The organism is Hominimerdicola alba 8, assembly GCF_000178155.2.
Taxonomy (GTDB): Bacteria; Bacillota; Clostridia; order Oscillospirales; family Ruminococcaceae; genus Hominimerdicola; species Hominimerdicola alba_C.
Window position 1 is genome coordinate 1 of record NZ_ADKM02000063.1, and the last position, 836, is coordinate 836.

1 protein-coding gene is annotated in these 836 nt (G+C 46.8%); it reads right to left on the reverse strand.

The window, feature by feature from the left end:
* Nucleotides 1-55: 55 nt before the first annotated feature.
* A partial coding sequence (locus CUS_RS06595) for an extracellular solute-binding protein (protein WP_002848672.1) occupies nt 56-836 on the reverse strand: 781 nt, incomplete at its 5' end.

Consider the following 836-nt stretch of genomic DNA (forward strand, 5'->3'; position numbering starts at 1 on the left):
AGACCTCCTATGGCATATTATAAACCATAGGAGGTCTTTACAAAGTGGGTAGGTACTATCGTGCATTTATTTCTGCTGTGACATCGTCAAGCAATTCCTGAAGGTCTATTTTATCGGGATTGCCTGCTGCAAGAGTGCTTCCCAGCAGAGATGACGGTGTCCAGTATGCATCCGTTACGTTCTGTCGTACAGAAAAAGCAGACTGCTCACCAAGAGCCACAACAGCAGGTGATGACTGAACTTCTTCCGCCTGCATAGCCTCAACATTTGAGGGGCACTCACCTGTCACTTTGAAACGTTCCACCTGATTATCATAATTTGATACCCATTCAGCAAACTTTACAGCCCAGTCGGGATTTTTTGTTCCCGAGTATACGCCGACATACTTATATCCCATAAATCCGGACATCTGTACCTGATCGCCGTTGACCGTAAATGTAGGCAGCTTTGTAGCTCTGAGATTGTCGCCCCATATACCGCGAAGGTTCTCGTAATCCCACTGTCCGCTGACAAAGGCTATAACGCTGTCATCCGAAGCTCCATCGATGGGGCTTTCCGTACTTCTGAAGCCCTTGCTGCTGCTTATATCCAGCATCGCCTGAGCCACATCAACGCCTTTATACTTGTTCTTGGTAGAGTTCCAGTCACATTCGTTGAAGGTACCGCCGGGATTTGCTTCGGCAGTCAGTCCTGCTCCGCCGAAGAATGAATATGTATACCATCCCGAAGACCAGTCCATGGCGAAGAACTTGTTCTTCTTCCCTGCAATTTCGAGGATATTATCAAGTGACTGAACATCCGATTCGTTAAGATACTTTGCGTTATAGTAAAGGAAA